The organism is Pseudomonas sp. 43(2021) (assembly GCF_017490805.1).
Lineage (GTDB): Bacteria > Pseudomonadota > Gammaproteobacteria > Pseudomonadales > Pseudomonadaceae > Aquipseudomonas.
Genome location: NZ_JAFGYJ010000006.1, coordinates 121675 through 144923 on the forward strand (window position 1 = coordinate 121675; position 23249 = coordinate 144923).

A 23249-nucleotide genomic window follows, 5' to 3' on the forward strand; every position below is an offset into this window, starting at 1 on the left:
AAGGAGTCGCATATGGCCAAGCGTTCCCGCCCGGCAGCCTTCATCGACGACCCGCTGTGGTACAAGGACGCCGTCATCTACCAGCTGCACATCAAGTCGTTCTTCGATTCGAACAACGATGGCATCGGCGATTTCGCCGGCCTGATCAGCAAGCTCGACTACATCGCTGAGCTGGGCGTCAACACCCTGTGGCTGCTGCCGTTCTATCCCTCGCCACGCCGCGACGACGGCTACGACATCGCCGAATACAAGGCCGTGCACCCCGACTACGGCAACCTCGCCGATGCCCGCCGCTTCATCGCCGAGGCGCACAAACGCGGCCTGCGGGTCATCACCGAGCTGGTCATCAACCACACCAGCGACCAGCACCCCTGGTTCCAGCGCGCCCGCCATGCCAAGCGCGGCAGCAAGGCGCGGGACTTCTACGTGTGGTCGGATGACGACCAGAAGTACGACGGCACGCGTATCATCTTCCTCGACACCGAGAAGTCCAACTGGACCTGGGACCCGGTCGCCGGCCAGTACTTCTGGCACCGCTTCTACTCGCACCAGCCCGACCTCAACTTCGACAACCCGCAAGTGCTCAAGGCCGTGATCGGGGTGATGCGCTTCTGGCTCGACCTGGGGGTCGATGGCCTGCGCCTGGACGCCATCCCCTACCTGATCGAGCGCGATGGCACCAACAACGAGAACCTCGCCGAAACCCACGACGTGCTCAAGGCGATCCGCGCCGAAATCGACGCCAATTACCCCGACCGCATGCTGCTGGCCGAGGCCAACCAATGGCCCGAGGACACCCGCCCGTACTTCGGCGAAGGCGAGGGTGACGAATGCCACATGGCTTTCCACTTCCCGTTGATGCCGCGCATGTACATGGCCCTGGCCATGGAGGACCGCTTCCCGATCACCGATATCCTGCGCCAGACCCCGGAAATCCCCGCCAACTGCCAATGGGCGATCTTCCTGCGCAACCACGATGAGCTGACCCTGGAAATGGTCACCGACCGCGAGCGCGATTACCTGTGGAACTACTACGCCGAAGACCGCCGCGCGCGCATCAACCTGGGCATCCGTCGGCGCCTGGCGCCGTTGCTGCAGCGTGACCGCCGACGCATCGAACTGCTCACCAGCCTGCTGCTGTCGATGCCCGGCACCCCCACGCTGTACTACGGCGACGAACTGGGCATGGGCGACAACATCTACCTGGGCGACCGCGACGGCGTGCGCACGCCCATGCAGTGGTCACCGGACCGCAACGGCGGTTTCTCCCGCGCCGACCCGCAGCGGCTGGTGCTGCCGCCGATCATGGACCCGCTGTACGGTTACCAGACCGTCAACGTCGAGGCCCAGGCCAACGACCCGCACTCGCTGCTCAACTGGACCCGGCGCATGCTGGCGGTGCGCAAGCAGCAGAAGGCCTTCGGCCGCGGCAGCCTGCGCACCCTCACGCCGAACAACCGGCGCATCCTCGCCTACCTGCGCGAGTACACCGACGCCGAGGGCAACACCGAGGTCATCCTGTGCGTGGCCAACGTCTCCCGCGCCGCCCAGGCGGCTGAACTGGAATTGTCACAATACGCCGACAAAGTACCGGTGGAGATGCTCGGCGGCAGCGCCTTCCCGCCGATCGGCCAACTGCCGTTCCTGCTGACCTTGCCACCCTATGCCTTCTACTGGTTCCTGCTGGCCTCCCACGACCGCATGCCCAGCTGGCACATCCAGGCCACCGAGGGGTTACCCGAATTGACCACGCTGGTGCTGCGCAAACGCATGGAAGAACTGCTGGAAGCCCCAGCCAGCGATACCCTGCAAAACGCCATCCTGCCGCAGTACCTGCCCAAGCGGCGCTGGTTCGCCGGCAAGGAAGGGCCGATCGACGCGGTGCGTCTGTGCTACGGCGTGCGCTTCGGCACGGCCACCACGCCAGTACTGCTCGGTGAAATCGAAGTGCTCAGCGACGGCGTGGCCAACCGCTACCAACTGCCGTTCGGCCTGCTGCCCGAAGAACAGATCAACACCGCGCTGCCGCAGCAGCTCGCCCTGTCGCGGGTGCGCCGCGCCCATCAGGTTGGCCTGATCACAGACGCCTTTGTGCTCGAACCGTTCATCCGCGCAGTGCTGCGTGCCTGTGAGGAGGGCATGCAACTGCCTTGTGGCAACGGCGAGGGCGAGCTGCGCTTCGAAAGCACGCAGCAGTTGGCGAGCCTGGCGTTGAACGACGAAAGTACAGTGCGCTACCTCAGCGCCGAGCAGTCCAACAGCTCGGTGGTGATCGGCGACCATGTGGTGCTCAAGCTGATCCGCCGGGTCAACCCGGGTGTGCACCCGGAGCTGGAAATGAGTGCCTATCTGACCGCCGCAGGCTTTGCCAATATTTCGCCATTGCTGGGCTGGGTCAGCCGGCTGGACGAGCAGGGGGTGCCACACTTGCTGATGATCGCCCAGGGCTACCTGAGCAACCAGGGTGATGCCTGGGCCTGGACCCAGAACACCCTGGAGCGGGCCATCCGCGACCAGATGGAGCCTTCCAGCCTGGACGCCGAGGCGCACACTGACGCACTGGCCGAACTCACCGGCTTTGCCGCCTTGCTCGGCCAGCGCCTGGGCGAGATGCACCTGCTGCTGGCCGCACCGACCAATGACGAGGCTTTCCAGCCGCGCCCAAGCGATGCCGACGACAGCGAACGCTGGAGTGCGCAGATCAGTGCCGAACTTGCCCATGCCCTCGACCTGCTGGCGCAGCACCGCGACTGCCTCGACAGCGACAGCCAGGCGCTGGTCGACGATTTGCAGCAACAGCGCGACGGCTTGGCCCAGCACATTGCCAACCTGGCCCGCCAGGCCCAGGGCGGCCTGCTGATGCGCGTGCACGGCGACCTGCACCTGGGCCAGGTGCTGGTGGTGCAGGGCGATGCCTACCTCATCGATTTCGAAGGTGAGCCGGCCCGGCCGCTGCAAGAGCGCCGGGCAAAACACAGCCCGTACAAGGATGTCAGCGGCGTGCTGCGATCCTTCGACTATGCTGCTGCCATGATCTTGCGCAATGCGTCTGCGGTCGACCTTTCCGGTCCGGCCCGCCAGGCCCGGCAACGTGTTGCCCGGCAGTACCTGCACCAGTCGCGGCATGCCTTTGTCGAAGCCTATGGCCTGGCCACTGCAGCCATGCCCCACGCCTGGCAGCAGGCCGAGGGCGAGCGTGCCGCACTGGAGCTGTTCTGCGTGGAGAAAGCCGCCTACGAAATCACATACGAAGCCGAGAACCGTCCGAGTTGGTTGGCCGTGCCCTTGCATGGCCTGCATGGACTGATCAGTACCTGGGGAGAGTCATAGATGAATGCAACCACGCGTGAAAACGGCGGCCTTCGGCAACGGGACCTGGACGCCCTGGCCCGCGCCGAGCACGCCGATCCATTTGCGGTACTAGGCCCCCACGGCGACGGTACGGGCGGGCAGGTGGTCCGCGTCTTCCTGCCCAATGCCCTGAATGTGCGCATGCTGGCCCGGCATGACGGGCGCATCCTCACCGAAATGGAGCAGGGCAGCCTGCCCGGTTTGTTCACCGCGCACCTCGATGAAGCACACCCGTACCTGCTGCAGATCGGCTGGGCCGGCGGCGAGCAGGTCACCGAAGACCCCTACAGCTTCGGCCCGCAACTGGGCGACATGGACCTGTACCTGTTCGCCGAAGGCAACCACCGCGACCTGTCGGGGCGCTTTGGTGCCCAGCCGATCCAGGTCGATGGTATCGACGGCGTGTGCTTTTCGGTGTGGGCGCCGAACGCGCGTCGGGTGTCGGTGGTGGGCGATTTCAACAACTGGGACGGCCGCCGCCACCCCATGCGCCTGCGCCATAGCGCCGGGGTGTGGGAGTTGTTCGTGCCGCGCCTGGGCGTGGGCGAAACCTACAAGTTCGAAGTGCTGGGCAAGGACGGCATACTGCCCCTGAAAGCCGACCCGCTGGCGCGCGCCACCGAACTGCCGCCGAGCACCGCCTCCAAGGTTGCCGGGGCGCTCAGCCACGGTTGGCAAGACCACGACTGGATGGCGCAACGCGCGCAGCGCCATGCCTACAACGCGCCGCTGTCGATCTACGAGCTGCACCCCGGTTCCTGGCGCTGCGAGCTGGATGAGGCGGGCGAAGTCGGGCGCTATTACAACTGGCGCGAGCTGGCCGAGCGCCTGGTGCCGTACGTTCAGGAGCTGGGCTTCACCCACATCGAACTGCTGCCGATCATGGAGCACCCGTTCGGCGGCTCCTGGGGTTACCAGCCGCTGTCGCTGTTCGCGCCCACCTCGCGCTACGGCAGCGCCGAGGACTTCGCCGCCTTCGTCGACGCCTGCCACCAGGGCGGCATTGGCGTGCTGCTCGACTGGGTGCCGGCGCATTTCCCCACTGACGAACACGGCCTGGCGCGTTTCGACGGCACCGCCCTGTACGAATACGACAACCCCCTGGAGGGCTACCACCAGGACTGGAACACGCTGATCTACAACCTTGGCCGCAACGAAGTGCGCGGCTTCATGATGGCCTCGGCGCTGCACTGGCTGAAGCACTTCCACATCGACGGCCTGCGCGTCGATGCGGTGGCCTCGATGCTGTACCGCGACTATTCACGCAAAGCCGGCGAATGGGTGCCCAACCGCCACGGCGGGCGCGAGAACCTGGAGGCCATCGACTTCATCCGCCACCTCAACGGCGTGGCGGCCCACGAGGCCCCGGGCGCGCTGATCATCGCCGAGGAGTCCACCGCCTGGCCCGGCGTCAGCCAGCCGACCCAGCAGGGCGGCCTGGGCTTTGCCTACAAGTGGAACATGGGCTGGATGCATGACACCTTGCATTACATCCAGAACGACCCGGTGCACCGTACCTACCACCACAACGAGATGAGCTTCGGGCTGATCTATGCCTATTCCGAGCACTTCATCCTGCCCATCTCCCACGACGAAGTGGTGCACGGCAAGCACTCGCTGATCGACAAGATGCCCGGCGACCGCTGGCAGAAGTTCGCCAACCTGCGTGCCTACCTCACCTTCATGTGGGCGCATCCGGGCAAGAAGCTGCTGTTCATGGGCTGCGAGTTCGGCCAGTGGCGTGAGTGGGACCACGATGGCGAGCTGGACTGGTACCTGCTGCAGTACCCTGAGCACCAGGGGGTACAGCGCCTGGTGGGCGACCTCAACCGCCTGTACCGCGAAGTGCCGGCGCTGCACGAGCAGGATTGCCAGCCGCAGGGTTTCCAGTGGTTGATTGGTGACGATGCGCAGAACAGCGTGTATGCCTGGCTGCGCTGGAGCAGCAATGGCGAGCCGGTGCTGGTGGTGGCCAACTTTACGCCGGTGCCGCGCGAGGGCTATCGCATTGGCGTGCCGTTCGGCGAGCGCTGGCAGGAGCTGTTGAACAGTGATGCAGAGCTGTATGCCGGGTCCAATGTCGGCAACCTGGGGGTGGTGGAGAGTGACGAGATAGCCAGCCATGGGCAGCCGCAGTCGCTGGCCCTGAACCTGCCGCCACTTGGGGTTCTGATAATGAAACCAGCCTGATGTGTTGCCAGTACTGGCCTCTTCGCGGGTAAACCCGCTCCCACAGGAATTGCACAAGCTTCAGACCCTGTGCGGTCCTTGTGGGAGCGGGTTCACCCGCGAAAGGGCCGAACCTGCCTACCACCGCATCCGCACCCCAAGGCTGCCAATCAACCCGTTCAGGTCATTGTCGTCCACGTCACTGCTGTAATCGGCACTGACAAACAGCGCCACCGTGGGCGTCACCCGCGCCACCAGCCCCAACCCCAGTTCCACCGTGGTCGAGTAGCGCGAGCTGGAGATCTTGTCGACCTGGTCCAGCTTCACCTCCTCGGCATTGCTGAAGTCATACCACACGTTGGTCCGCACATAGGGCTCGATCGGCATGCCGCGTACCTCATAGCGTCCGGACAGCCTGGCACCCACCCGGCCGCTCCAGCTCGGCTGGCTGTCGAAGGCCTGCAAGGTCTCTTCCTGCGCCCGGCTGCCGGGGAAGAACTGCTGGTTGATCAACTGCGCCTGCGGCTCGATCACCCAGCCGCCCCCCAGGCCGATGGGGATGCCCCCCTCCAGCGAGAAGGACACCGCGTGGCCGCTGTCGTCCAGCCGCTGGCCGTTCTCGCCACGGCCATTGACGTCGATGCGCGAGCCCATGGCCACGGCATCCAGGTGCCAGCCCTGCTCATGGGTCATGCTCCAGTACACCCCCAGGCTTTCCCCGCTCAGGTTCACCGCGTTGCGCTGCTTGTCGCCCAGCAGCCGGCGCGTGCCGTTGAAGTTGGTCTGCAGGTTGTTGTGCCCGACGAAAATCCCCGCGCGGTGCACATTGCCCGCTGCAGTTTCACGCACAAACAGGTCCGGGCCGATCATCAGTTGCTGGCTGGGTGCCTCCAGCTGGTCTGGTGGTTGCGCACCCTTGCCTGGCGCGATCGGAAAGAACTGCGCCCACTGGCTGGCGACAAGGTCCGGTGCAGCCTGCCCATGGCGCTCGCTCATCTTCTGCGAAAACGCAGTCAAGGTACCGAGACTCAAGCCACTGGCGCTGATCGGGTCGAGCGACAACTGTGGTACTGCCGGTTGTTGCAGGAAGCCGGGCGAGGCCGGGTCGTCCTGCAATTCATACGCGATAGTTTCCACCGGGGTTGCCAGAAGCAGCGACGTGGAAACCGCGTAGAAAATGCTGTCGAAGCGCAAGGGATTCGAGGTGCTTTTCATGGCGGATCTCCTTTGTTTTTGTGTTACAGCCCTAGGACCTGGCCTGTTGTCACGAGCTGTACGGCAAAAACAGTGGGCGACCCAAACCAGCACGCCCGGCTTTCGCCAGCGCGCACGAAGGCGCGAGCTAGAGGCCCGGCGCGAGATCATTACTGCTTGATATGTTCAGCTAAGGAGAGGGCGCCGCTTGCGTCAAGAAAGCGTGAAGGAAGTGTTCATGTTCCGTGGCGTGGCTCAACCAATTGATTTTCCGGGTAAAACAGAGGGCTATAGCGGGGTTCGCTATTTGCCGTGTGGTGACTATGAAAAATGATTGCTAGAGCCTGACCTCGACCGCCAACGGAAGGTGGTCCGACAGGTGCGACCAAGGTTTGTGCCCCAGAATCCGCGGCCCATGGCTTTCGGCGTTGCGCAGGTAGACGCGGTCCAGGCGCAGCAGCGGCAGGCGCGCAGGGTAGGTGCGGGCCAGGTGGCCATGGTGGCGCTCGAAGGCCTCGTGCAGGTCATGCTGCAGGCCCAGGGTGCGGTTGCCGTGGGATTTCCAGTCGTTGAAATCGCCGGCGATGATCACCGGGGCATCGGCGGGCAAGGACTCGAGCAGCTTGCGCAGCAGTTGCAGCTGCTTCTGGCGGTGGCTTTCCAGTAACGACAGGTGCACGCAGATGGCATGTACCTGGCGCTGGCCGGGGACGTCGAGGATGCAGTGCAGCAGGCCACGACGTTCGGGGCCGGTGATCGACACGTCGAGGTTGCGGTGTTCGATGATCGGGTATCTGGACAGCAGCGCGTTGCCGTGGTGGCCGTCGGGGTAGACCGCGTTGCGGCCGTAGGCGAAGTCGCTCCACATGCTGTCGGCGAGGAACTCGTACTGCGAGGTCTGCGGCCAGCCGGGGTAGCGCGCGGCGTGGCGGTCGTGGCTGCCGAGCACCTCCTGGAGGAAGACGATGTCGGCCTGGGTACTGCGCACCGCCTCGCGCAGTTCCGGCAGGATGAAGCGCCGGTTGAAGGCGGTGAAGCCCTTGTGGGTATTCACCGTCAGCACCCGCAGCCGCTTCACGGCCGGGGCCTGGTTGTCGCTGGCGAAACCTTTACTGCCGGCTTCGGGGTTCACGGTTACTCCTCGGTCAACGGGTTTGCGCCGCTCCTGCAAAAGGGACACATACCAGCGGTTCAGGTTCACTCCTCATCACGCTGCAACACCATCAGCAGCAACGACCGCCCCTTGACCTCGAAGGTGCTGTCGAACTGCAGATGCTGCCCCTTGCGCAGCTCCGGCCGGTCGGTGTCGACCAGGCAGCTCCAGTAATCCCCATCGGGTACCGTCGGCAACTCGAACGGTACGATGTCATGGTGGGCATTGACGATCAGCAGCACGGTGGCCTCGGCGCCTGGCCGGGCAATGCCACTGACCTGCGCGCGGCCATCGATCAACATGCCCAGGCATCGCCCGTGCGGGTCTTCCCATTGCTCCACGCTCATCTCGTTGCCATCCGGTGCCAGCCAGGTCACGTCCTTGACCCCGATTGCCTCATTGTAGTCGCCCACCAGAAAGCGCGAGCGGCGCAGTATCGGGTAGGCCAGGCGCAGGCGGGTCAGGCGTTTGACGAAGGCCAGCAGCTCTTCACCCTCCTGGTCCAGGTCCCAGTTCACCCAGCCGATCTCGCTGTCCTGGCAATAGGCATTGTTGTTGCCGTGCTGGGTGCGGCTGAACTCGTCACCGGCGACGATCATCGGCGTGCCCTGGGCCAGCAGCAGGGTAGCGAAGAAGTTGCGCATCTGGCGCATGCGCAGGGCATTCACGCCCGGGTCGTCGGTTGGCCCCTCGACACCGCAGTTCCACGACAGGTTGTTGTCTGTGCCGTCCTGGTTGTTCTCGTCGTTGTCTTCGTTGTGCTTGTGGTTGTAGGACACCAGGTCGCGCAAGGTGAAACCGTCGTGGGCGGTGACGAAATTGACCGAGGCATAGGGGCGCCGGCCACGGTTGTTGAACATGTCCCCCGAGGCGGTCATGCGCGAGGCAAAGTCGGCCAGTTGGCCTTCGTCACCTTTCCAGAAGGCGCGCACGGTGTCGCGGAAGCGGTCGTTCCACTCTGCCCAGCCCGGGGCGAAGTTGCCCACCTGGTAGCCGCCCGGGCCGCAGTCCCAGGGCTCGGCGATCAGTTTCACCTGGCTCAGCATAGGGTCCTGGCGGCAGGCGACGAGGAAACCGTGGCGTTCGCTGTAGCCGTCGTGGTAGCGGCCAAGAATGGTCGCCAGGTCGAAGCGGAAGCCGTCCACGTGCATTTCGCCGGCCCAATAACGCAGCGAGTCGGTGACCAGCTGCAGCACGCAGGGGTGGCTCAGGTCCAGGGTGTTGCCGGTGCCGGAATCGTTGATGTAATAGCGCTTGTCGTCCGGCATCAGGCGGTAGTACGAGGCGTTGTCGATGCCGCGCATCGACAGCGTTGGCCCGCGCTCGTTGCCTTCGGCGGTGTGGTTGTAGACCACGTCGAGGATTACCTCCAGCCCGGCGTCGTGCAGGTGCGCGACCATTTCCTTGAACTCGGCGATCTTGCCGCTGGCCAGGTAGCGCGGGTGGGGGGCGAAGAAGGCGATGCTGTTGTAGCCCCAGTAGTTGTTCAGGCCCTTGTCCAGCAAGTGCTGGTCGTTGACGAAGGCGTGAACCGGCAGCAGCTCGATGCTGGAAACGCCCAGCTCCTTGATGTGCCTGAGCAGCTCGTCATTGGCCAGGCCGGCGAAGGTGCCGCGCAGGTTTTCCGGTACTGCCGGGTGGCACATGCTGATGCCACGGGTGTGCGCCTCGTAGATGATCGTGCGTTCCCAGGGGATCAGCACGCGCTGGTCGCGGCCCCAGGTGAAGGCAGGGTCGATCACCTTGCACTTAGGCACGAAGGGCGCGCTGTCGCGTTCGTCGAACGACAGGTCGCCGTCGGGGTGGCCGATGGTGTAGCCGAACAGTGCTTCGGACCATTGCAGGCTGCCGACCAGTTGCTTGGCATACGGGTCGATCAGCAGTTTGTTGGGGTTGAAGCGGTGGCCGTTCTCTGGCTCGTAGGGGCCGTGCACGCGGTAGCCATAGATCAGCCCGGGGTGCGCGTCGGGCAGGTAGCCGTGGTAGATCTCGTCGGTGTATTCGGGCAGCTCGATGCGCTCGATTTCGTGTTCGCCAGTGGAGTCGAACAGGCACAGCTCGACCTTGGTGGCGTTGGCCGAGAACAGGGCAAAGTTGACCCCCAGGCCATCCCAGGTGGCACCGAGGGGGAAGGGCAGGCCTTCACGGATGCGCGATGGGGCGACCGAGCGGGTTTTCTTCGGGGTGCGGGGGCTCATGGCGGTCCTCTATGGCCGTGGTGGAGGGGGAGCTGTGCAGTCCTGCACCGGCCTCTTCGCGGGCTTGCCCGCTCCCACAGGTACGGCGCCACACTCAGGCCTGGCGCCTACCTGTGGGAGCGGGCAAGCCCGCGAAGAGGCCGGTACAGGCTTAACCGGCAGCCGGCTTTTTCACCGCCCGGGGCTTCTTCACCGCTACGGCTTTCTCAACCGGCTCAGCCGCTACCTTGGGCTTGGCCGGCGCCCGCTTGCGCGGCGCCGCCTTGGGGGCCAGTGCCTCGGCTTCGGCCAGCTTGCGGGCCATGTCCCAATGGCGGTCTTCCTGGCCGGCAGGCTTACCCTCGGATTCCCAGATCTGGTAGGCAAATTCGCGGATACGTTTTTCATCAACACTCATCATGACGCTCCTGATGCTCAAGATTGTTGTATCAGCAGGTTGACCGGAAACTCCGCCAGCACGGCGCTCAACAGCAGCTCCCTGGAAGAGCTGACCGCAGCACTGGGGAAAAGTCCCGTCGAGTTGGCAGGCGACAAGGCAAACGGCAGGCTTACTCGGGTATCGTCCCAGTTCTGTGCCGGGATCAGGGGTATCGGTGCACCCGCCAGCAGGGTACTGGCCAGGCGTGGCGCGATGATGACGGCTCGCTCGCCTTCGCCCAGGCGGGCAAAGGCCACCACCTTGTCGGCATGCCGGCCGTGCACGCTCAGCGGCAGGTAGGCACCCCGGCGGAACAACTCGGCGTGGGCCTGGCGGCAGTCCAGCACCCGGGCGATCAGCGCCTGTTTGAGGCGGCCGTCGCGCCAGTGCGCCAACAGTTCGGCTACAGGTGTTGCATCGTCCAGGGTGCGACGCCTGCAAGCGTAGTCCACGGCGCGGCGGTTGTCCGGGTCGACCAGGCTGAAGTCCCAGTATTCGGTGCCCTGGTACAGGTCAGGTACGCCCGGCGTGGTCATGCGCAGCAGGGCCTGGACCAGGCCGTTGAGGGCACCGGGGCAGGCCAGCAGGTATGCGGCATCGGCCAGGGATTTGCGCAGCTGCTGGTTCTCGCTGTCCAGCAGCAGGCCGTCGATGTAGCGGGCGCAGGCGCCTTCGTAGGCCTCGTTCGGCGCGCTCCAGCTGCTGCGCAGCTTGGCCTCGCGCAGGGCCTTCTGCTGCCACTGGCGAATGCGTTCGGCGTACTGGCGCAGGGCGTTGTCGTCGTGCAGGTCGAGGTCCAGTGGCCAGCTGCCCAGCAAGGTCTGCAGCAGCATCAGCTCATCGCCGGGGCTGGGCGCCAGGCCGTCGTCCAGTTGCGTGCGCAACGGTGTCGCCAGTTCGCGCCAGTGTTCCATTCGGCTGGCCAGCCACGGGCCGCGCTCACTGAGCACGGCCAGGCGCGCGCGGGTGTCTTCGCCGCGCTTGTGGTCATGGGTGGCGCTGGCCAACAGGTTGTCGGGGAAGTCGCGCAGGCGTCGCTGGGCCTCGTTGTGGAAGTGTTCGAGCGGGGCGCTGAAGCGCTCGGCGTCGAAGCCCACGTCGTTGCGCGACAGCAGCCGTGCGCTGCGGTAGAAGGCGGTGTCTTCCACGGCCTTGGCGGCGCTGGGCGCGGTCAGTTGCTGGAAGCGCACGCAGGCGTGGCGCAGTTGCTTGCGTGCCCGGCCCGCTGGCAGGTTGCGCCAGGCTTGCCCGCCCAGCCATTGTTCAAGGTGCTCAAGCAGCGGCCAGTCGGCTTCGCCGAGGTCCTGGCGGGCATTGGCCAGGGCCTGCTGGAAAAACCCTTCGTCTTCTGCCGGGCGCCCGCAGGCATTGAAGTAGGTGCGGTACACCGGGTAATGCGCCACCAGCGCCTGCAAGGCGCGACGGATAGCGCCCAGGGTCAGGTCGCGGGTCATCAGGTCGTTGCGCGCTACCTGCAACAGCGCCTGGGCCACCGACTCGCAGTCGCCGGCCAGGCTGGCATTGAGCACCAGGTGGCGAGCCTGGCGCACCTCCTCGGGGAAGTCCGGGCGTTCGCTTGCATTGGCCCACAGCTCGGTCAGCGCTGCTTCACCCGCCGGGTCGTGCTGCAACAGCGAGACCTGGTTCATGAACTCATAGCCGGTAGTGCCATCGGTAAGCCAGTCGCGGTGCAGGTGCTCGTTGGCGCCGAGGATCTTCTCCACGTAAATGGGGAAATGCTCCAGGGCTGCATGCAACGGCCGCCGCGCCAGCAGGCCATCGACCCGCCGGCGCAGCTTGCGGCAGTAACCGCGCGGGTCGGCCAGGCCGTCGATATGGTCGATGCGCAGGCCGTCCACAAGGCCACGTTCGATCAGCTCGAACAGCTTGGCGTGGGTGGCTTCGAACACCACCGCGCGTTCAACCCGCAGGCCGCCCAGTTCGTTGATGTCGAAGAAGCGCCGCCAATTGATGTCGTCGGCGGCGGTGCGCCAGCTGGCCAGACGGTAGGTCTGGCGTTCCAGCAGCAGGTGCAGGCGCTTGAAGCCATTCTCGCTACGGCTGTCGAACGCCACCAGGGCCGACGCAAGGTCGACGCCTGCGCCTGCCAGGCGCGCCAGTTCGGCTTGCAGCGGCAGGGCGTCGGCCAGCGGCGTGGCCGATGCGTTCAACGCAGTGAAGCGTTCGGCCAGGGCCTTGAGCGCCGGTTCCGGGCTGAGGGCGAGAATCCAGCCATAGTCGACCGGGCAGATCGGGAAGCGGTGTTGGTAATGGGCGATTTGCAGCCGCCCATGGTGCTTGTCGAACTCAAGCGGTATCTCGCCATTTTTCAGCGCCACGCCATAGTCGCTGGCGAGGAACGGCAACAGCAGCTGGCCGGCCAGCAGCGGGTCGCTGGAGTGCCACTGGATGTCGAAGAATTCCGCATACGGGCTGCGTCGGCCCCAGGCCAGCAGGCTCTGCCACCAGGGGTTGTCGGCACCGCCCACGGCCATGTGGTTGGACACCGTATCGAGGATCAGCCCCATGCCGTGCTGGCGCAGGGCCGCGACCAGCCGTTGCAGCGCCGCCTCGCCGCCCAGTTCGGGGTTGACGCAGGTCGGGTCGACCACATCGTAGCCGTGGCGTGAGCCGGCGCGGGCCTTGAGGATAGGCGACGCATACAGGTGGCTGATGCCCAACTGGGCGAAGTACGGCACCAGCGGCACCGCGTGATCGAGGGTGAAGTCACTGTGAAATTGCAGGCGCAGGGTCGCGGTCAGCGCTTTCATCGGTCACGCTCCCAGGCCTGTTCGCGGGCCTGGGCCAGCAGTTCCAGGCGCCTTGCTGCGTCTTCGTCGTCGAGCAGCTCACGTACCGGCCGGGCAAAGCGTCGGCGCCAGTTGGGGTGGCCGGCGGTGGTGCCCGGCAGATTGGGTTGCTCGTCGCAGCCTAGCAGGTCTTCCAGCGGCACCAGTACCAACGGTGCGCGGGTGTGGCCGACGTAGCGGATGGCCGCATCGATCAGCGCGTCGTTGTCCGGCAGCGAGCCGTAGTTGGCCTCCAGGGTACGGCGCAGGCCGTCGTGCTCCTTCTGCCGTTCGTGGCGCCAGTGCAGTTCGGTGGCGGCGTCGATCAGTTGCAGGCGGTGGTTCCAGTCGATGTCGCGGTTTTCCAGCCAGCCGGCCAGCGGCGCAAGATCGTGGGTGCCGGTGGTGGCCAGGGCGTTGTCCGGCCAGTCGAGAATCGGCTTGAAATGGCCGGGCTGGGTCTGCTCGAAGGGCAGCACGCGCATGCCCAGTACGGCCTTGGCCGCCAGTTGCTCGCGCAGGCCGTCAGGCACGGTGCCCAGGTCTTCGCCGAGGATGATCGCCTGGTGGCGCACCGACTCCAGCGCCAGCAGGCGCAGCAGGTCGTCCAGCGGATAGTTGAGGTAGGCACCTTCGCTGGGCTTGCTCCCCTGCGGTATCAGCCACAACCGGCGCAGGCCCATGACATGGTCGATGCGCAGGCCGCCGGCGTGGGCGAGATTGGCTCGCAGCATTTCGATGAAGGCGCGGTAACCGTTACGTTTGAGGCCTTCGGGCGAGAAGGCGCAGATGCCCCAGTCCTGGCCGGCACGGTTGAGGATGTCAGGCGGTGCGCCCACTTTCAGGCCTGCCAGCAGCTCGTCCTGGCGGCTCCAGGCCTGGCTGCCGGCACCGTCGGCGCCCACCGCCAGGTCAGCGATCAGGCCGACCGCCATGCCGTTGCCGCGTGCCGCTTCCTGGGCGCGTTGCAGGCCTCGTTCGGTCAGCCATTGGCAGAAGGCATGGAACTCGACCTTGGCCGGGTAGGCTTTGGCGAAGGCCTCCACTTCCGGGTGGTAAGGGTCGTGCCAGGCCTTGGGCCAGTTGCGCCAGTCGGCGCCCAGGCCATGCTCTACGGCCTGCGCCTGCAGCACCTCGAAGCGGCAGTGGTGCTCCAGGGCCTGGCCACCGGCTTCGCGGAAGCTGTCGAAGTCCGTGCGCAGCGGGTGCTCGCCCTGGCTGAAGCCCAGGTACAGGGCTTCGAGCAGGCGCAGGCGGGCACTGGCGGCACGCGGCCAGTCGACCAGCGGGGCTTGTTCCAGGTCCTCCAGCTGTTGCTCCAGGCCGCAAGCTTCGATGGCCACGCGCACAGCCCGCTCGCCCAGCAGCGCGGCCGGGCTGGCGTACAGGGTATTGAGCAGCAGGCGGCTGGAGGGCGAGTAGGGGCTGTAGTGCGTCTGGTCGATGGCCGACAGGGCGTGGATCGGGCTGATCGCCAGGGCATCGGCACCGCGCTCGGCGGCCGCTCGGGCCAGTTGTTCCAGGGCCAGGCAGTCGCCGTAGCCGCCATCGCCGGGGCGGCGCAAGCTGTACAGCTGCACCGCCAGGCCCCAGCAGCGCGGTGGCGGCTGCGGCACACGGTCCTCAAGGCTGTGGCAGCGTGGCGGGGCCACGGCCACGGTGAAGCGGCGGCTGTCGATTTCCACCTGGTGGTAGCCGATGGGCAGTTCACCAGGCAGGCGAGCCTGGTCGTCGAGGCATAGGGTGAGTGAGGCGTGGTCTTCGAGGGTGCAGTGCGCGACGCTGGCGGCGCTGAAGTAGCGCGCCAGTGGCAGTGGCTGGCCGAGGTCGGCGGTCAGCAGCGGCGGCAGGTGCTCACTGTCTTCGGCAGCGTCGACGGCGCGCAGGCTGGCGGCAATGGCGGCGTCATCGGCGGCCGGGTGGCCAAGGCCTGCAAGGATGTTGCGCAGCACCTCGTCGCTGACACGCTGGGGCCGGGCGTTGGCGTCGATCCAGTCGCGGCTCAGCCCGACGCGGGTCGCCAGACGGTGCAGGGCGGTTTCGCTCATGGGCGCTCCTGGGCAGGTGGAAGCAGGCTGACCACGCAGCTGTACGCGGCCAGATGAGTATCGGGGTGCCGGGCGTCGCTGCTGTCGAACAGCCGGGTGGCTGGTGCGGGCAGCTCGACCGCCTGTGGGCTGGCGTCCAGGTTCAGGTCAATGCGCAGGGTGTTGCCATCGCCCAGGCGCCAGCGTGCGGTCAGTGCCTTGTCGCCGAGCACCTCGGCACCTAGCGCGCGGCTGCCAGGCAGGTGGGGGATCACATGGCGGCGGCGCAAGTCGAGCAACTGCTGGTACAGCCCGTGCCAGCCGGCGATCACTTCCCAGGCCTGCGGGCGGGATGCCTCGAAGGTCTGTTCGGCGTTGGGGTCGGGGATGCGTTGGCGCTGCTCGGGGTCGGCGAAAGCGGCGAAATGGGCGAACTCGCCGCGCCGGCCTTCACGCACGGCATCAGCCAGCTGGTCATGGAAGTCAGTGAAGAACAGGAACGGCCGGCAGCTGCCGTCTTCGTCGCCCATGAACAGCAGCGGGATCATCGGCGCCAGCAGCAACAGGCCGGTGGCCGCCCGCAGCGCCGGCGGCGGGCACAGGCGGGTCAGGCGCTCGCCGAGGGCGCGGTTGCCGACCTGGTCGTGGTTCTGCAGGAACAGCACGAAGGCGCTGGGCGGCAGGTGCCCGCTGGGCTCGCCGCGGGGCGTGCCATGGCGGTTGGCCTGGCCCTGGAACACGAAGCCTTCGCCAAGGCAGCGGGCCAACTGGTCGATGGGGCGCTGCTGGTAGTCGGCGTAGTAGCCTTCGGTTTCGCCGGTCAGCAGCACGTGCAGGGCATTGTGGCCGTCGTCGTTCCACTGGGCGTCGAAGCCTTGTTCCAGCAGGAAGGCCTGGTTGTGCTCGTTCTCCAGTACCAGCCACACCTGGCGGCCCGGCTCCACTGCCGCGCGTACCCTTTGTGCCAGCTCGATCAGGAAGTCGGGCTGGTCGATGGCGTGCACGGCGTCCAGGCGCAGGCCATCGAAGCGGTAGTCGCACAGCCACATCAGGGCATTCTGGATGAAGTACTCGCGCACCTGCGGGCGACGGAAGTCGATGGCTGCGCCCCAAGGCGTCTGCCGGTCGTCGCGGAAGAACGGGCTGGCGTACCGGTGCAGGTAATTGCCGTCGGGGCCGAAATGGTTGTACACCACATCGACCAGCACCATCAGCCCCAGGCCATGGGCCTGGTCGACCAGCTCACACAATTGCTCTGGGCTGCCATAGGTGTTTTGCGGCGCATAGGGCAGCACGCCGTCGTAGCCCCAGTTGCGCTCGCCGGGGAACTGCCCCAGCGGCATCAGTTCGATGGCGCTGATGCCCAGCTCGGCCAGGCGAGGCAGTTGCCGGGCGACCCCGACGTAGCCGTCGAGCAAGCCGACATGCAGCTCCTGGATGACCGCCTCGTGCCAGGGCCGGCCTTGCCAGGGGTGTTGCCAGGCATAGCCGGCCACATCCACCACCTGGCTTGGCCCCTGTACGCCATCGGGCTGGTAGCGCGAGGCCGGGTCGGCCACCTGCAGTGCACCGTCGATACGGTAGTGGTAACGGTCCCCGGCCCGGCACGGGGCCACGCCGGTGTACCAGCCATCATCATCGGGCAACAGCTCGATGGCCGGCTGTTGCTCCAGTTCCACGCTCACGCTGCGCGCATCCGGGGCCCAGAGGGCGAAGCGCGCCGACGTGGCGTCCAGCAGGTGTGCGCCATGCCTGTGCATCTTCTGCTCCCCGCTCAGTAGTGGCTGTGCTGCGCCTGCTTGACCAGGTCTTCGTACAGGCGTGCGTAGGGTTCCACGGCCTGGCACCAGTTGAACGGTTGGGTCATCGACAGGCAGCGCATGGCATTCAGCAGGTCCTTCTTGCCGTAGACATAGAAGGCCCGGCTGAGGGCCTGGCGATAGCTCTCGACAGTGGACTCATTGAACAGGAAACCGGTGACACCGGACTCGATGGTGTCGGCCAGGCCGCCGGTGTTGCGCGCCACCGGCAACGAACCGAAGCGCTGCGCGTACATCTGGCTGAGGCCGCACGGCTCGTAGCGTGACGGCATCAGCAGGAAGTCGCTGCCGGCGAACATGCGCCGGGCGTCGGTTTCGTTGAAGCCGATGCGCACGCCGATGCGGCCCGGGTGGCGTAGCGCCAGCTCGCGCATGGCCTGTTCTTCTTCGGGCTCGCCACGGCCGATGATCGCGATCTGCCCACCTTGCTCGACGATGTAGTCGGCGACACCGAGGGTAAGGTCCAGGCCTTTCTGGTAGACCAGGCGCGAAACCACGGCGAACAGCGGGCCTTCGGAGGGCTGCAGTTTGAACAGCTCGCGCACTGCCTGGGCATTGCGCGCCTTGCCTTCCCAGTCATTGATGCTGAAGTTGTGCTGCAGGTGCTTGTCGGTAGCCGAGTCCCAGCTTTCGTCGATGCCGTTGGGAATGCCGCCGAGCAGGCCTTGCTGCGCCTTGCTGGCGAGGAAGCCGTCCAGGCCGCAGCCGAATTCCGGGGTGGTGATTTCCCGGGCATAGGTGGCGCTGACCGTGGTGATGTGGCTGGAATAGGCCAGGCCGGCCTTGAGGAACGACAGCTTGCCGTAGAACTCCATGCCTTCCTGCTGCATGGCATGTTCGGGGATTGCCAGCTCCGGGCTGCAGCCGCGGCTGTACACGCCCTGGTAGGCCAGGTTGTGGATGGTGAACAGGGTGGGCGTGCTCAGCCCGCGCCAGTGCATGTAGGCCGGCGCCAGGCCGGCGGGCCAGTCGTGGGCGTGCACCACTTCGGGCTTCCAGTGGATCCTGCCTTCGCCGGCGGCGATTTCGGCGGCGGCCAGGCCCAGGCGGGCGAAGCGGATGTGGTTGTCGGGCCAGTCGCGGCCGTTGTTGGCGCCATAGGGGGTGCCGTCGCGCTGATACAGTTCGGGGCAGATCAGCACATAGATGACCAGGCCGTCGGCCATGTCCATGCGCCCGATCTTGCACGGCGGCAGGGCGGCGTGGCCGCCCAGTTCACCGACGATATGGATGGGGTTGTCGCTTTCCATCACCTGGCGGTAGCCGGGGATCAGCACCCGCACATCGTGCAGGTGCGCCAGGGCGCGGGGCAGGGCGGCGGACACGTCGCCCAGGCCGCCGGTCTTCACCAGGTCGGCGATTTCCGAGGTCACGAACAATATCTTGCGCTTGTTGCGGTTGTGCTGGCGCTGGGCGCCGGGTGCCTTGCCTGTCGCGGCGAAGTCCGGGGTGAGCGGTTCGCGGTTGTCCGGGTTGAATGAATCTACGTGAGGCTCGACAGCGGCACTGATCATACTTCTCTCCGTCCCTATGCTTGGCCGGGTGCTGGCACCCGTGGCGATGTTTCGTGTTGGTTCTCTCTGTTTCTGGTTTCTGCGTAGTGCGTTCCATGCCCCAGGTTCGTGCGCGCAGGCACAGCGCGATCGGCATTCCCGCCGAAGGCGATTGGGCTGGTGGGGTGTGTGGGCCGAGGCTGGGAAGTCCCTTTGCGTTTGGCCTACTTAGTTCCTGACCTGCCCGCGTTCCGTAAAGTTCGACTTTTTTTCGTCACTCTTCCGTTGAGCAAATGGCGGGCCGAAACCCGAGTGTAGGAGAGAAAGAGATAAAAATGTGACCCGCTGGTCACCATTGTCGTGCCGCGGAGTAGACGCAAACGTTGGCGGTTGTGACTGGATGTGAATGCAGGGGATGGAGCGGTTGATGAAGGGGCAGGCGGGCTGCCCCATTACGGATAGCTGCGCACCTTTTTGGTGCGCTGGAGGGGTGTCAGAGTCATTGCCTTCCAAGAGAATGGTGCATTTCGGAATCCGAGTGATTTCAGGAAAAATGAAAGTGGCTGTTTCGCGAACTTTTCAGTAACTGTTTTTATTATTTTCCTGGCTTGAATTTTTGGTGATTCAGCGATCGGACTCGCGCGCGCAAAATTTTGTAAGTTGATGCGTTAAGAAATTTCCTACGAAATCGTCAATGCATGAAACCCATCGTTCCTGTCATGGCGGGGCGGTACGGTTTAAGTTGCTCTTCAGTCACTGCCTCATCCTCACTGTCGTCATCGATCAAGTCCGCCAATGCCACGGATCTAGCCGGCTTGAGCGTTGACGACGGGCAATTTCATTCGACGTACTCATCTTGAAGAAAGCCAGGATGTGGTTGTTTTTCGCCGGTAAACATGATGGCGGGTAGAGCAACTCATGAAACAGTCGGACTTTCGCTTCGGATTTCAGGCGCTCGCCGGGCGCACGGAGTTCGAAGTGGTTTCATTCAAGCTGGAAGAAACCATCAGCCAGCCATTTTTACTGAACCTTGAACTTGTCAGTTACGACAGTGATGTCGACTTCGGCCAGGTGCTCGACAAGCCTGCGCTATTCACCCTTTATTGCGCAGACCGGCCACTGCGTCATGTGCATGGCTTGGTCAGTGCCTTCAGCCAGGGTGAAACCGGCTTCTGTCGCACGCGCTACCACGCCCTGGTCGAGCCGCAACTGGCCCGCGCCCGCTTGCGTTCGAACTGGCGCATCTTCCAGCAGAAAACCGTGCCGCAGATTCTTGAACTGATGTTCAAGCGTCAGGGCATTGCCCGGTTTGAGTTCAATAGCAGCGCCGAGCACCAGGTGCGTGAGTTTTGTGTCCAGGCGGGGGAAACCGACCTCGACTTCATCCATCGCCTTGCCGCTGAAGAGGGCTTCGTCTACCGCTTTGCGCACTGCGCCAGGCACCACACGCTGATCGTTACCGATCGCCTGCTATCGCTTGGGTTGCTCAGCCGGGGCACGCTAAAGCCCGTAGATGATGAGGCGCTTTGGCTGGATGAAGATGATCTCGGCCCCGACAAGGTGCTGTACCACGCCAGTAGCGGTGGCGACCAAGCCCGTGCCTGCCTGCGGCGTTTGCGCTACTGCGAGCAGGTGCGTACCGCGCAGCAGGTGCAGCGCGACTACACCTTCACCAACCCGGCCTATCGCCAGGAGCACAAGGCTCAGGCCAGCGGAATCACGCACCAGTCGCTGGACTACGAGTTTTTTGATTACCCGGGCCGCTACAAGCGCGATGCGGTCGGCAAGCGCTTCACTGAAACGCGGCTGACGGCCCTGCGCCATGACGCCCGCCTGGCCGAAGTGCAGGGCGATGACGTGCGCCTGCAGCCAGGCCTGAGCTTCACCCTCGTCGGCCACCCGCGCGAAGACCTCAATGTGCACTGGCGCGTGATCAGCCTGTGCCACGAAGGTACGCAGTTCACCAGCCTGCAGGAAGAAGCCGCCGGTGCCGAACAAGGTACCCGCTATGTGAACGATGCGCTGCTGGTGCAAGGCATGGCCGAATGGCGCCCGGCACCCTTGGCCAAGCCGCGCATCGATGGCCCGCACATGGCCACCGTGGTCGGCCCGCCGGGCGAAGAGATATTTTGCGACCAGTGGGGGCGGGTCAAGGTCAGCTTCCCCTGGGACCGTGAAAGCAGCAACAACGAATTCAGTTCCTGCTGGGTGCGGGTGTCGCAAGGCTGGGCCGGTGGCAGTTGGGGTTCGATGGCCATTCCGCGTGTTGGCCAGGATGTGATTGTCCAGTACGTCAATGGCGACCCTGACCAGCCGATGATCACCGGGCGCACCTACTGCGGTGACCAGCTGCCGCCTTACGACCTGCCCGAACACAAGACCTGCATGACCATCAAGAGCCAGACCCACAAAGGCGATGGCTTCAACGAGTTGCGCTTCGAGGACGAACTGGGGCGGCAGGAAGTATTCATTCATGCCGAGCGCGACCAGAACAACGTCGTGAAGCACAACGAAACCACGTTCATCGGCAATGATCGTAGCGAGCGCGTCGAGCATGACGAAGTGGTGCACATAGGTGGCAACCGCAGTGTCAAGGTCGGCGCCAGCAAGAGCGAAACGGTCGCCCTTGGCAAAGTCGAAAGCATTGGCCTGGGCAAGTCGTTGGCCGTTGGCGGGGCGTTGAGCGTGATGGTTGGCCTCGAGGCCAGCGAGCAGGTCGCGCAGGACAAGCGTGTGCAGGTCGGCGGGCAACTGCGGGTCGATGCCAATGACGATGTGTCGATCACCAGCCATCACGGCCATGTGCACATCGACAGCCGAACGTCGCTGACCCTGAGTTGCGGCGGGGCGTTCATCAAGCTGGGTGATGGCCGCATCGAAATCGGTTGCCCCGAGCCACTGCTGTTGCATGCCATCGCCCAGGTAAAGGCGCCTGCACGTTACGGTGAGCCGCCTGCACCGTTGCAGGATGAAATCGAGTTTCGCCTGGTGCATGCCGACGGTACGCCGATTGCGGGCACGGCCTACGTGGCGACGTTGTCCGATGGCACCCAGCGCCAGGGTATGGTCGATCAGAACGGCTATGCCCGCCTGGCTGGCGTTACCCCCGGTTGCAGCGCCCAGGTGCGCTACGAGGTTGGCCAAGGCTCGCTGCAACTGACGACCGCAACCGAGCCGGATGCTGCCTTGCAGGCATTGCTTGCCGGCTGCACCTCGGCAGGTGGCCAGCCATGAACTCCGCTGCTGACTGGCTGGATGAAGCGGTGGAAAAGGTGGCAGGCGGCTTTGGCTGGCTGCGTGACCTGGTGCTGGGCGAGTTTGCCGAGGAACGGCCACTGAGCGTGGTCATCGCCGACATGCTGCTGTCGTTGGTGCCCGGGGTAGTGATTGTGCTCAGTGCCCGTGACCTGGCCGCAGTGTGCCTGCGCCTGGGCAAGCGCTACACGGCGGATGGCAGCCAGGCAACGGCGCAGCCGCCACAGTGGCAGGAGTGGGTGCTGCTGGTTGCCTGCCTGCTTACTTTGATCGCGCCGATCATCGGTGCCGCGGTGGGGGCGGTGGGTACGCCCGTGGGCTCGGTGGCAGGTGCATTGGTCGGCCAGGAAGCGGCAGCGTTTCTGCGAGGTTTGTGCCTGCTACTTATCCGCGAAAGCCAGATCATCTTGCGGACCGTGGTTGCGTTTCTTGGCAAGTTCACCCGCGGCAGCGTGGAGTTCTGGCTGCGCCAGGTCAGGTTCACGAGCTATGAAAAGGATTTGCTGGCCTATCTGAACCAGTTCTTGACCAAGGTCATCGCTGCAACGGCAAAGCTTCGCAGCTACCTGGGCAACTGGCCCTTCAACCAGGCGGCGTCGCACCTGTTGGTGCGGCTGCAGGCCATGGAAGCGCAGTTCTACGCGGTGCAGGTGCATGCAGTGCGGGAAATCCCACAGGCGCTGATGCAACTCGACGCCAGGTTGGCCAAGGTGCTGGAACAGGCCAGCGATCTGCCCGCGCAGATTGCGCAGGCCGGGGTGCATGCGCCTAAGCCGGTGCCCATGGCGATGAGTGGTGGGCGGGTGACTTCTGGCATTGGCATGCGTCCGCGTTACCTCGAGCGCCCCGAGGGTGCGCTCGGCCCGCCAGTACCCACCTCTGCGGCTGCCGCCACGCATGGCGCCAATGTGCACGTGTTCGATCATTCGACGGCGACCCGGGCGCAGAAGGGCATTTATGGGGAGGTGGTCAGTGATCAGTACATGCTCGGCAAAGGCCATGAGAACCTGCTGTCGGTCGCTCGTGGGCCTCGCAGCCTGGAAATGAAACCCACCGGGCGCGGGCTGGATGGCGTCTATCGTAATGCCCATCCACCGCCGCCGTTCATCATTACCGAGACCAAGTATCGAACGGGGGGCGCGTTTTCGCCGGGTAATTTGCCGGTTACGAGGGGGAGTGAGGGATATCCGAGTGCCAGGCAGATGAGTGATGCGTGGATTGTCCCCAGATTACAAAGCGTGTTGGGACGTAAGGAGGGAGATGCGATTCGAGAAGCGGGGTACGAGCGGTGGCTAATAGTAGTAAACGAAAACGGGGTCGTATCGAGTGTGACTAAGCTCGATGGGAATGCAAGTGCCATTGTTGATACTGTTCGATAGGGG

Annotated in this window: 13 protein-coding genes; 5 read left to right on the plus strand and 8 right to left on the minus strand. The window is 65.0% G+C overall.

Annotated features, from left to right (window positions below; translation table 11 throughout):
* Window positions 1-12 precede the first annotated feature (12 nt).
* Window positions 13-3330 (plus strand): maltose alpha-D-glucosyltransferase, encoded by a 3318-nt coding sequence (gene treS, locus J5M71_RS07200; protein WP_207831116.1) that lies wholly within the window; start codon window positions 13-15, stop codon window positions 3328-3330.
* Window positions 3331-5541 (plus strand): 1,4-alpha-glucan branching protein GlgB, encoded by a 2211-nt coding sequence (glgB, locus tag J5M71_RS07205; RefSeq protein ID WP_207831118.1) that lies wholly within the window; start codon window positions 3331-3333, stop codon window positions 5539-5541. It abuts the gene before it with no gap.
* A 117-nt stretch (window positions 5542-5658) separates the two neighbouring features.
* Here glgB and J5M71_RS07210 read toward each other — a convergent pair whose 3' ends face one another.
* Window positions 5659-6735 (minus strand): autotransporter outer membrane beta-barrel domain-containing protein, encoded by a 1077-nt coding sequence (locus J5M71_RS07210; protein WP_207831120.1) that lies wholly within the window; start codon window positions 6733-6735, stop codon window positions 5659-5661.
* 187 nt (window positions 6736-6922) lie between these two features.
* Between J5M71_RS07210 and J5M71_RS29555 the strand changes: the two genes are divergently transcribed.
* On the plus strand, window positions 6923-7048 hold the full coding sequence (locus J5M71_RS29555) for a hypothetical protein (protein WP_267955677.1): 126 nt from the start codon (window positions 6923-6925) through the stop codon (window positions 7046-7048).
* A 3-nt stretch (window positions 7049-7051) separates the two neighbouring features.
* Here J5M71_RS29555 and J5M71_RS07215 read toward each other — a convergent pair whose 3' ends face one another.
* From J5M71_RS07215 to glgA, 7 genes are all read right to left on the minus strand, one after another.
* Complete coding sequence (locus J5M71_RS07215) at window positions 7052-7846, minus strand: endonuclease/exonuclease/phosphatase family protein (RefSeq protein WP_207831122.1); 795 nt, start codon at window positions 7844-7846, stop codon at window positions 7052-7054.
* A gap of 65 nt (window positions 7847-7911) precedes the next feature.
* Window positions 7912-10065 carry a glycogen debranching protein GlgX gene (gene glgX, locus J5M71_RS07220; RefSeq protein WP_207831124.1) on the minus strand — a complete coding sequence of 718 codons (2154 nt, stop codon included), beginning with the start codon at window positions 10063-10065 and terminating at the stop codon, window positions 7912-7914.
* A gap of 151 nt (window positions 10066-10216) precedes the next feature.
* Window positions 10217-10465 (minus strand): DUF2934 domain-containing protein, encoded by a 249-nt coding sequence (locus J5M71_RS07225; RefSeq protein ID WP_061551133.1) that lies wholly within the window; start codon window positions 10463-10465, stop codon window positions 10217-10219.
* Window positions 10466-10479: 14 nt separating this feature from the next.
* Window positions 10480-13254 (minus strand): malto-oligosyltrehalose synthase, encoded by a 2775-nt coding sequence (locus J5M71_RS07230; RefSeq protein WP_207831128.1) that lies wholly within the window; start codon window positions 13252-13254, stop codon window positions 10480-10482.
* Window positions 13251-15320, minus strand: coding sequence for a 4-alpha-glucanotransferase (malQ, locus tag J5M71_RS07235; RefSeq protein ID WP_207831130.1), 2070 nt, complete (start codon window positions 15318-15320; stop codon window positions 13251-13253). Before malQ ends, J5M71_RS07230 begins: the two co-directional genes overlap by 4 nt.
* Entirely contained in the window at window positions 15317-17059 is a 1743-nt protein-coding gene (gene treZ / locus J5M71_RS07240; RefSeq protein ID WP_207831132.1) for a malto-oligosyltrehalose trehalohydrolase, read from the minus strand. The genes malQ and treZ overlap by 4 nt, the downstream gene beginning before the upstream one ends.
* Window positions 17060-17073: 14 nt before the next feature.
* Window positions 17074-18633: a glycogen synthase GlgA gene (gene glgA, locus J5M71_RS07245; protein WP_207831134.1), complete on the minus strand. Its 1560-nt coding sequence runs from the start codon at window positions 18631-18633 to the stop codon at window positions 17074-17076.
* Window positions 18634-19530: 897 nt separating this feature from the next.
* Between glgA and tssI the strand changes: the two genes are divergently transcribed.
* Window positions 19531-21846, plus strand: a complete 2316-nt coding sequence (tssI, locus tag J5M71_RS07250) for a type VI secretion system tip protein TssI/VgrG (RefSeq protein WP_207831136.1) — start codon at window positions 19531-19533, stop codon at window positions 21844-21846.
* Window positions 21843-23246 (plus strand): hypothetical protein, encoded by a 1404-nt coding sequence (locus J5M71_RS07255; protein WP_207831138.1) that lies wholly within the window; start codon window positions 21843-21845, stop codon window positions 23244-23246. The genes tssI and J5M71_RS07255 overlap by 4 nt, the downstream gene beginning before the upstream one ends.
* Window positions 23247-23249: the final 3 nt, after the last annotated feature.

What these genes read in the sequence shown, in the direction of transcription:
- treS (WP_207831116.1), top strand. Translation starts at nt 13, where the DNA reads ATGGCCAAGCGTTCCCGCCCGGCAGCCTTCATCGACGACCCGCTGTGG.
- glgB (WP_207831118.1), top strand. Translation starts at nt 3,331, where the DNA reads ATGAATGCAACCACGCGTGAAAACGGCGGCCTTCGGCAACGGGACCTG.
- J5M71_RS07210 (WP_207831120.1), bottom strand. Translation starts at nt 6,735, where the DNA reads ATGAAAAGCACCTCGAATCCCTTGCGCTTCGACAGCATTTTCTACGCG.
- glgX (WP_207831124.1), bottom strand. Translation starts at nt 10,065, where the DNA reads ATGAGCCCCCGCACCCCGAAGAAAACCCGCTCGGTCGCCCCATCGCGC.
- J5M71_RS07225 (WP_061551133.1), bottom strand. Translation starts at nt 10,465, where the DNA reads ATGATGAGTGTTGATGAAAAACGTATCCGCGAATTTGCCTACCAGATC.
- J5M71_RS07230 (WP_207831128.1), bottom strand. Translation starts at nt 13,254, where the DNA reads ATGAAAGCGCTGACCGCGACCCTGCGCCTGCAATTTCACAGTGACTTC.
- malQ (WP_207831130.1), bottom strand. Translation starts at nt 15,320, where the DNA reads ATGAGCGAAACCGCCCTGCACCGTCTGGCGACCCGCGTCGGGCTGAGC.
- treZ (WP_207831132.1), bottom strand. Translation starts at nt 17,059, where the DNA reads ATGCACAGGCATGGCGCACACCTGCTGGACGCCACGTCGGCGCGCTTC.
- glgA (WP_207831134.1), bottom strand. Translation starts at nt 18,633, where the DNA reads ATGATCAGTGCCGCTGTCGAGCCTCACGTAGATTCATTCAACCCGGAC.
- tssI (WP_207831136.1), top strand. Translation starts at nt 19,531, where the DNA reads ATGAAACAGTCGGACTTTCGCTTCGGATTTCAGGCGCTCGCCGGGCGC.
- J5M71_RS07255 (WP_207831138.1), top strand. Translation starts at nt 21,843, where the DNA reads ATGAACTCCGCTGCTGACTGGCTGGATGAAGCGGTGGAAAAGGTGGCA.